Source organism: Mesorhizobium sp. M4A.F.Ca.ET.020.02.1.1 (assembly GCF_004022645.1).
Lineage (GTDB): Bacteria > Pseudomonadota > Alphaproteobacteria > Rhizobiales > Rhizobiaceae > Mesorhizobium.
This window is the reverse complement of record NZ_RZOI01000204.1, coordinates 1-8,476: the sequence shown is the minus strand read 5'-3', so window position 1 is coordinate 8,476 and position 8,476 is coordinate 1. Positions and strand designations below refer to the sequence as shown.

9 protein-coding genes and 1 pseudogene are annotated in these 8,476 nt (G+C 60.0%); 9 read left to right on the top strand and 1 reads right to left on the bottom strand.

All coding sequences use genetic code 11. The features are described from left to right. The 8 genes and pseudogenes from EN742_RS15105 to EN742_RS15070 form a co-directional block, all read left to right on the top strand. Positions 1 to 1,260, top strand: a 1,260-nt coding sequence (locus EN742_RS15105; protein ID WP_148670113.1) for an ABC transporter ATP-binding protein, incomplete at its 5' end; no start/stop codon positions are given. A gap of 78 nt (positions 1,261 to 1,338) precedes the next feature. Next, on the top strand, positions 1,339 to 1,818 hold the full coding sequence (locus EN742_RS15100; protein WP_127406531.1) for an Lrp/AsnC family transcriptional regulator: 480 nt from the start codon (positions 1,339 to 1,341) through the stop codon (positions 1,816 to 1,818). 462 nt (positions 1,819 to 2,280) lie between these two features. Continuing rightward, positions 2,281 to 3,057: pseudogene (locus tag EN742_RS15095) on the top strand (amino acid ABC transporter ATP-binding protein). A gap of 40 nt (positions 3,058 to 3,097) precedes the next feature. Next, a complete protein-coding gene (locus EN742_RS15090) occupies positions 3,098 to 3,913 on the top strand; it encodes a transporter substrate-binding domain-containing protein (RefSeq protein ID WP_127407080.1) in 816 nt (271 codons plus the stop codon). A 58-nt stretch (positions 3,914 to 3,971) separates the two neighbouring features. Beyond that, the gene (locus EN742_RS15085) at positions 3,972 to 4,685 is read left to right on the top strand and encodes an ABC transporter permease subunit (RefSeq protein ID WP_126058827.1); all 714 of its coding nucleotides are present in this window, start codon (positions 3,972 to 3,974) and stop codon (positions 4,683 to 4,685) included. Position 4,686: 1 nt separating this feature from the next. Beyond that, a complete protein-coding gene (locus EN742_RS15080; protein ID WP_126058826.1) occupies positions 4,687 to 5,379 on the top strand; it encodes an ABC transporter permease subunit in 693 nt (230 codons plus the stop codon). Between the two features lie 11 nt (positions 5,380 to 5,390). Further along, on the top strand, positions 5,391 to 5,744 hold the full coding sequence (locus EN742_RS15075; RefSeq protein ID WP_126058825.1) for a cupin domain-containing protein: 354 nt from the start codon (positions 5,391 to 5,393) through the stop codon (positions 5,742 to 5,744). Positions 5,745 to 5,773: 29 nt separating this feature from the next. Next, complete coding sequence (locus tag EN742_RS15070) at positions 5,774 to 7,102, top strand: FAD-binding oxidoreductase (protein ID WP_128332977.1); 1,329 nt, start codon at positions 5,774 to 5,776, stop codon at positions 7,100 to 7,102. 31 nt (positions 7,103 to 7,133) lie between these two features. On the opposite strand, the gene EN742_RS15065 is transcribed toward EN742_RS15070, so the two are convergent. Further along, positions 7,134 to 7,610 carry an Lrp/AsnC family transcriptional regulator gene (locus EN742_RS15065; RefSeq protein ID WP_127407051.1) on the bottom strand — a complete coding sequence of 159 codons (477 nt, stop codon included), beginning with the start codon at positions 7,608 to 7,610 and terminating at the stop codon, positions 7,134 to 7,136. A gap of 222 nt (positions 7,611 to 7,832) precedes the next feature. Here EN742_RS15065 and EN742_RS15060 point away from each other — a divergent pair. Beyond that, on the top strand, positions 7,833 to 8,476 hold a 644-nt coding region (locus EN742_RS15060; RefSeq protein ID WP_148670112.1), incomplete at its 3' end, for an FAD-dependent oxidoreductase.

Sequence of the window (8,476 nt, the reverse complement as noted above, 5' to 3'; positions counted from 1 at the left end):
GCCGTCGAGCTGTTCAGGGCCTTGTCGCTGCCGGACCCCGAAGGGATCGGCGCCCGTTATCCGCACCAGGTTTCGGGCGGTCAATTGCAGCGGCTGTCGGCGGCCATGGCGCTCATCAGCGATCCCAAGCTGGTGATCTTCGACGAGCCGACGACGGCGCTCGACGTGACGACGCAGATCGACGTGCTGAAGGCATTCAAGTCGGTCATGCGGGCGGGCGGGATCGCAGGTGTCTATGTTTCCCACGATCTCGCGGTCGTCGCCCAGATCGCCGACCGCATCGTGGTGCTGAAGGGCGGCGAGGTGCAGGAGACAGGCACCACAGCGGCAATCCTTTCAGCTGCCCGGCACCCCTATACGCGCGAACTGCTGGCCGCCTTCGAACCGAAGCCGCGGCAGGGGCAAGCCGACGCGGATGCCGGGACGAAGCAGCTGCTGCGTATAGACAATGTGACGGCCGGCTATGGCGCGATGCGGGCTGACGGACTGCCACTTATCCGCGCGGTCGATTCCGTCAGCCTGGTCGTCGAAAAGGGGCGCAATCTCGGCGTTATCGGCGAATCCGGCTGCGGAAAATCGACGCTGGCGCGCGTCATCGCCGGCATCCATCCGGCCGCTGCCGGCGACATCGTCTTCGATGGCAAGGACCTGCAGCGCGCCGCCAGGAAACGCAGCCAGGACCAGCTGCGCGAGATGCAGATCGTGTTCCAGTACGCCGATACCGCGCTCAATCCGGCCAAGCCTGTGGAGGACATCATCGCCCGCCCGCTCGCCTTCTATCACCGGCTCGACAGGCAGGCGCGCTCGAGGCGCGTCGACGAACTGCTCGATATGGTGCGCCTGCCGAGGGCGCTGCGCTACCGGCATCCATCGGAGCTCTCGGGCGGCCAGAAGCAGCGCGTGAATTTCGCGCGCGCGTTGGCGGCCGACCCCAAGCTCATCATTTGCGACGAAATCACCTCGGCGCTCGACACGGTGGTGGCGTCCGCCGTGATCGAACTGCTCAAGGAGCTGCAGCGCGAGCTGGGGCTCTCCTACATCTTCATCAGCCACGACCTCTCGGTCGTCGAGGCCATCTGCGACGAGATCATGGTCATGTACAATGGGCAGCGTGTGGAGCAGATCACGCCAGACAAGGTGAAGGCGCCCTCCCACCCCTATTCCAAGCTTCTGTTCTCTTCGGTGCCGAAGCTCGACTCGACGTGGCTCGACGGCCTTGTCCGCGACCCCCAGCTCGTCAGCCAGTACGGCCACCGCTGACTACATCGGAAGACTGAGGGGTGACGGCAAGTTTTTCAGCCACGATTGTGTCACCAGATCAACGCGCAGGCAGGCAGAATGAAGCTTGATCGACTGGACTCTCGCTTGCTTAATATTCTGCAGACCAACAATCGCCACGGCACGGAAGAGCTTGGTCAAATGGTCGGCCTGTCGGCAACGGCGGTCCAGCGTCGTCTCAAACGGCTTCGGGAAGGGGGAGCAATCGAAGCTGACGTTTCGATCGTGAAACCCAAGACTGTCGGCCGGCCCATTGCGATGCTCGTGCTGGTTTCGCTCGAGCGCGAACGGGCTGACATCGTCGACCGCTTCAAACAATCGATCCGCCAGACTCGGGAAGTGATGAACGGCTACTACGTTACGGGAGAAGCAGATTTCGTTCTCATTGTCACATCCCGAAGCATGGAAGATTATGAAGCTTTTACTCGGAGATTTTTCTACGAAAATCACGACATCAAGGGGTTCAAGACAATGGTTATCATGGATCGAGTGAAGGTTGGGTTTTCCATGCCAATCGATTTCGAGCATTTTCTTGATTGATAATGCGTTTAGGCCTGTCAACGGCCTGCAGGCAGCCCGTGATCTGAATCTCTGCAAGAACGTGCCGCGAAAATGGGCGCGAGGTGAGCGCCGATCCGAAGAACTAGTTTACCCAGTCGCGGTCAGAGTCCGACGCGTTCGGAGCGTTTCCTCTTACAAACCTAGAATTGGCAGGAATTCTGCGGAAATTCAATTGAATAAGACGGAATTGCGTACCCCGACGGACATAAGCTGAGGTCATGCTTTGTAATCCTTGAGGGTGGAATGCAGCTGGAAGCAGTCGGCCTTGAACGGGAGGGGTTGCGACATCATCCGTCGCCGGATTTCGTCGAACCGAAATTCGTCTGTTTCTGCGATGCCCCCTAGGGAGCCGAGAATGACGACCAGCGAAGATGTCGCCGAAATGGACCGTCGATCGGCTCTACATCCCTTCACCACGGCACGGACAGGAGGTGCTTCGGCATGGCTCCCGTTCTGAAAGTTCACGAACTTCGCAAGGCGTTCGGCGCGGCCCGCGTTCTCAACGGGCTGAGCTTCCAGATGCGGCAAGGCGAGGTCATTTCGCTCGTTGGCTCGTCCGGTTCGGGAAAGAGCACCGCGCTACGATGCATCAATTTTCTGGAGACCCCGAGTTCGGGTGAGGTTGAGGTGATGGGCGATGCGATTTCCGCATCGCAGAACGAACGCCACGAAACGAAAATCGTCAACGCGACCAATATCAGAGTTTTCCGTCGCCGCATCGGAATGGTGTTTCAGAGCTTCAACCTGTGGCCCCATCGAACTGTGCTTGAGAACGTAACCGAGGCGCTGATCTACGTGCTGAAGAAGGGCAAGCGGGAGGCGGATGAAACAGCGCTTTGCGCTCTATCCAAGGTGGGCATGGCCGACTTTGGCCACTGATATCCGAGCCAGCTTTCGGGCGGGCAGCAACAGCGCGTGGCAATCGCGCGCGTTTTGGCGATGCAGCCCAAGCTTATGCTTTTTGATGAACCAACCTCCGCGCTCGATCCCGAGCTGGTCAGCGAAGTCTTGAAGGTCATCAGAACGCTTGCCGATGAGGGGGCGACTATTCTTCTCGTCACGCACGAAATGAGGTTCGCACGGGAGGTGTCGAACCGAATGATATTCCTGCACAAGGGTGCCGTTGAGCAGGATGCCGGGCCGGAAGAACTGTTTCGAAATCCCGCATCCGAAGCGGTGAAGCGGTTCCTATCCAGCGTTATTTCAACCGCCGCCTGATGACGGCCATCAAACAGAAGGCAAAGAGGGGTAACTCAGCATGCTCATAAAGAACGCACTTCGCTCAATCTGCACATCCGGACTCATGATGGCGGCAATAGGGGCAGCATCGGCACAGAATGGTGTCTTGCGCGTGGGCACAGAAGGCGACGCGCCGCAGTTCAGCATGGCCGATGCCAACGGCAACGTTACCGGCTTCGACGCCGATATCGCCAACGGCATTTGCGCCGAACTCAAGGTCAAATGCAAATTCGTGGTGCAGACCTTCAGTTCCTTGGTTCCGTCGATGGACAGCGATCGCTTTGATGTCATCATCTCGGGTCTCGGCATCACCGACGAGAGAAAGAAGAAGATCGACTACTCCGTCCCCTACGCAACCACACCGCAGTATTTTGTGGTTCCGAAGGATTCTCCGTCCGTTGGGCTGAAGAGTCTTGCGGAAATCGAGAACGCGTTGGCTGGCAAGACCATAGGCGTTGTGAATGGCACCACATACGCGCAGTTTATAAAGAAACATATTCCGACTGCGGATCTGAAGACCTACGACGCCACGACCCAGCAGAATTCCGATCTCGCGGCAGGCCGGCTTGACGCTGCATTCGGCGATTCCCCGACCTGGGTCGATTTCCTCGGCTCACCGGACGGCGCTAGCTTTGCCCGCATCGACGTCAAGGTTACCGGAGCGGACGATCACGAAGCGCTGGGCTATGGCATGGGTGTTGGCCTGCGCAAGGGCAATACCGAACTCAAGGCCAAGCTGGACGGCGCTCTCTGCAACATGATCAATAGCGGCAAGGTGAAGGCCGCCTCGGAAAACTGGTTCAAGGACGACTATACCATCGCGTGCAACAAGTAATCATCCGACAGGCAACAGATCGTCGCGGCAATGCCGCGACGATCTGATGGAATGTTTCATGTTGCACGATATCTGGATGTTGATGGTCGAGAAGGGCTGGCTCCTTGCGCTGCTGCGCGGTGCCGGTATCACACTTCTGATCGGCTTTGTCGGCGTGGTTGTAGGATTGGCGGCGGCGATACCGCTTGCCATCCTTCGTTGGCGTCAGGTCCCTGGTCTTTCACAGCTTGTTGATGCCTACAGCATCGTCATCCGCGGCGTTCCGGGACTATTGGTCATTTATCTCCTGTTCTTCGGCTCCGTCGACTGGGTGCAGAGAATTGCCTCGGCGTTCGGCTACGCGGATAGCGCCGAAAACGCCTATCCATTCCTTATCGGCATTATAGCGATCTCCGCCATCTCATGCGCGTACTCGATAGAAGTCATACGAGGCGCCTTGCAGGCAGTTCCCGCCGGCCTTCTGGAGGCGGCCCGATCGCTTTCGTTGTCGCCACGCATCACCTTCTCCCGCGTGACCCTGCCGCTCGCTCTCAGGCTGGCTCTGGGCGGGATCAACAACGTTTGGCAAATGACGATCAAGGATACGTCGCTCGTATCCGTCGTCGGCATGCAGGAACTGATGCGGGCCGCAGCGGTCGCCGCGGGAATCACCCGCTCCCCGCTGCTCTTCTATTGCATGGCGGCAGCGATGTTTTTCGCCATGACCGTGGCGAGCCAGGTTCTGTTCAACCGCGTCGAAAAACATTTCAATCGCGGATTCAGTAGAGGCTAGGATGGACTTCAGCATCGTCACCTATGCGGCTCCGTTTCTGCTCGTCGGCGTTAAGACGACTCTGCTGATTGCATTTTTCGGGGTCGGCATCGGGTTGCCGTTCGGCATACTACTGGCGACAGCCCGCATTTCCCAGATCGGCACGGTTCGCAAATGCGCCGATTTCTACTGCGCGGTCTTCAGGGGCACACCGATGCTCGTGCAGGTCTTTGTGATCTACTACGGTCTCGCGCAGATAGGTTTCATACGCCACAACGCGGTTTTGTGGTGGCTGATCGGCGACAGCCTGCACGCTGCCATCCTTGCCGTCATTCTCAATACCGGTGCCTATACGGCGGAGATCTTCCGTACTGCCCTGCTCTCGCTGCCGCGCGGACTGATCGAGGCGGCGGAGGCCTGCGGTATGTCCGGGTTGGTGGTCTTCCACCGTATCAAGTTTCCCCTGGCGCTGCGTCAGGCCTTGCCTTCCTACAGCACCGAAGTCGCTGTTATCGTCAAGGAATCAAGCCTTGCCTCCACCATAACGGTGCTTGAAATCACCGGCCATGCCAAACGGCTGATGAGCGAGACGTTCGCCATCATGGAAATCTTCGTCATCACCGCCGTCTTCTACCTTGCAATCAACGTCGTCTGTCTGACTGCTCTGCATGCCATCGAAAGGCGCCTGTCTTTCGAGCGGCATGCCGCGCGCTGAAAGGGTGCCCCATGTCCAAGCTTACCTTTTTCGATCAGAACAATCTCCCCGAACCCAGGAAAGGCGAACCGCTGCCGGAACGGCGCGTGGATGGTGATCCCCGTTTCCTGACATGGGATATCGCGCAAACCGCTGACGGCCAAGTGCGGGCCGGTGTATGGGAGGTCACGCCGGGCGCCTATCGCTCCATAAAAGGCGGAACCTTCGAAGTCTGCTACATCCTTTCGGGAGTTTCGGAACTCATCGAGGACGGGTTCGAGCCGCGCCGCATTTCGGCAGGCGACGCCTTTGTGATGCACCCTGGATTCACGGGCGTCTGGCGGGTGATCGAAGCCACCCGCAAGCTCTGGGTCTCGCGCGATTGAGCGCGTTGATCGGATCACAGATGCACACCATGGATACGACCGCCTCGCGTCCGTTCAAGGCCACGCCGTACTGGTGGGACGATTGCGCATTTTCTGCCTTGCCTGTGGTGCCGCTGGTCCCCCGATGCGATGTCGCCATCGTCGGCGGCGGCTATGCGGGGCTGTCGGCGGCCATCGAACTGGCGAGAGCCGGATGCAGCGTCCAGCTTTTCGACCGGCAAGCCATCGGGCAGGCCGCGTCAGGCCGAAACGGCGGCATGGCGAGCGGCAGCATAAGGCCGAGCCGCAAGCAATTGATCCGCAGGTTCGGTCAATCTCGGGCCGATGGCATCCTGGCGGAAGGAAAGGCGGCGCGACAGGACCTGGCAGCCTTCCTCGAAACCGAAAGGGTGGAGTGCGACTTCTTCCTCTCGGGTCTCTTCGATGGCGCGGTAAACGATCGCAAATATGATGAATTCAGCCGCCACGCCGAGTTTTTAAACCGTTTCCTCGGGATTGAGACGTCGGCGGTCCCCCGCAAGGAAGTATCGCGGTATATCGGCACGGACTTCTACGCCGGCGGCTTCGTACGGATGGACATCGGAGGCCTTCATCCTGCCAAGCTGCTGTCGGGCATATTGCGGGTCGCCCGAACAACCGATGCCGTCATTCACGAGAACACAACGGTTCTGGGGACCAGCCAAGAGGCTGGTGGTGTGCGCGTCGCAACGTCACGCGGCGAGGTGTCGGCGAAAAAGCTGCTGGTATGCACCGACGCCTACACGGACGGCTTCGATCCTTGGCTGCGCCGTCGCCTCGTGCCGGTGCGGAGCCGCATCATAGCGACCGAGCCGTTGGGCGAAAGCGTGATGGACCGGCTGATGCCGAAGAAGATGATGCACGGCGACACGAGACAGCTCAGCTATTACTACCGGCCGTCGCCGGATAGCACGCGCATTCTATTCGGCGGACGCGACGGCACGACGGAAGGGGATCCGCTGGCGCCCACCACACATCTGCGCTCGGAGCTTGGGCGCATTTTTCCCGAACTGGCAAAGATGGGCATAACGCATAGCTGGTTCGGCCAAGTCGCGATGAACCGCGACATGGTTCCGCGAATGTTTACGGTTGGCGATACGGTCTACGCCACCGGGTTCTGCGGTTCCGGTGTGGTTTGGGCGCGCTGGCTCGGCAAGAAGGCCGCCTTCAAGCTCCTTGGCCAGACAGAGAGGGCTCAGTCGGCTTTCGATTTCGATCCGCCACCGAAGGCAGTGCCGCTATACCTTGGCAAGCCTTGGTTCATCCCATTGGTTTATTCGTTCTACGAACGAAGGGACAAACGCGCCATGCGCGGCAAGAAGGAGAGTCCCAAAGGCTGACCTTCCTATTTCGATGATCGCGCGTAAGGCCTCACATCGGGAACAGGCTGGGCAGCGGCATGTGCGCCTTGACGATAGGCGACTTCAGCACCACGAACGAGAAGTACTTGTCGATGCCGATATCCATGTCGGTTAGCCGCTCCATGATCGTCTGGTATTCGCCGATGCCGGCGGTGACGAATTTCATCAGGTAATCGTAGCCGCCCGAGACGAGGTGGCATTCGATCACCTGGTCGATCTTCTCGACAACCGCGAGAAAGCGGGCGAAGTCGACCTGGCGGTGGTTCTTCAAGGTGATTTCGGTGAACACGGTCAGCGTCTGGCCGAGCTTGCCGATGTTGACCTGCGCGGAATAGCCCTCGATGTAGCCTTCCGACTGCAGTTTCTTGACCCGCATCAGGCAAGGGCTCGGCGACAGATGCACGAGGTCGGCCAGTTCCACATTGGTGATGCGGCCGTTCTTCTGCAATTCGTGAAGAATCTTGATGTCGATCCGATCCAGTTTCATGGCCGTCTCCAAAGATCGCATGCCACAGCACAAAATGCTGCCGTACCAACAGCCTTGACACTACCACAGCCCGCGGGCCTGTCCATCCGAGCGGACACCGCTTTGAAACGCAGCGAGTTCCGATTTCGACCGAGCTGCCGAAATAAAATTCTGCTTCGGCTTCAACTGCGGCAGCGGCTGCCTGCGCAACGCGTTAGATTGGCGCTTCAAGGTAGAGAGACCATGCGCGCGCCGCTGCAGCAAATCGAGACATCTGGCAAACTGCCGCAAGCCGCGGACGTGGTGGTGATCGGCGGCGGCATCGTCGGCGTGTTCGCGGCCTATTATCTGGCCAGGCGCGGCATGAAGGTCGCGCTTGTCGAAAAGGGACGCATCGGCGCCGAGCAATCCTCCAGGAACTGGGGATGGTGCCGCCAGCAGAACCGCGACGCCCGCGAGCTGCCGATGGCGACCCGCAGCCTCGATCTGTGGGGCAGCTTTGCGGCGGCGACCGGCGAAGACACCGGCTTTCGCCGCTGCGGCCTGCTTTATCTCAGCAATGACGAGGCGGAACTGGCCGGCTGGGCGCGCTGGCGCGATTTCGCCAGGACGGCCGGCGTGACCACCCATATGCTCGACAGCGCCGAGGCCAGCGAGCGGGGCGGCGCCACGGGCCGGACCTGGAAGGGCGGCGTTTTCTCGCCGAGCGACGGCACCGCCGACCCGTCGCGGGCCGCGCCCGCGGTCGCCCGCGCCATCCTCAAGCTCGGCGGCACCGTGCACCAGAATTGCGCCGCGCGCGGCATCGAGACCGAGGGCGGACGCCTGAGAGGCGTGGTCACCGAGAGCGGAACGATCCGCACGAAAGTGGCGGTCATGGCCGGCGG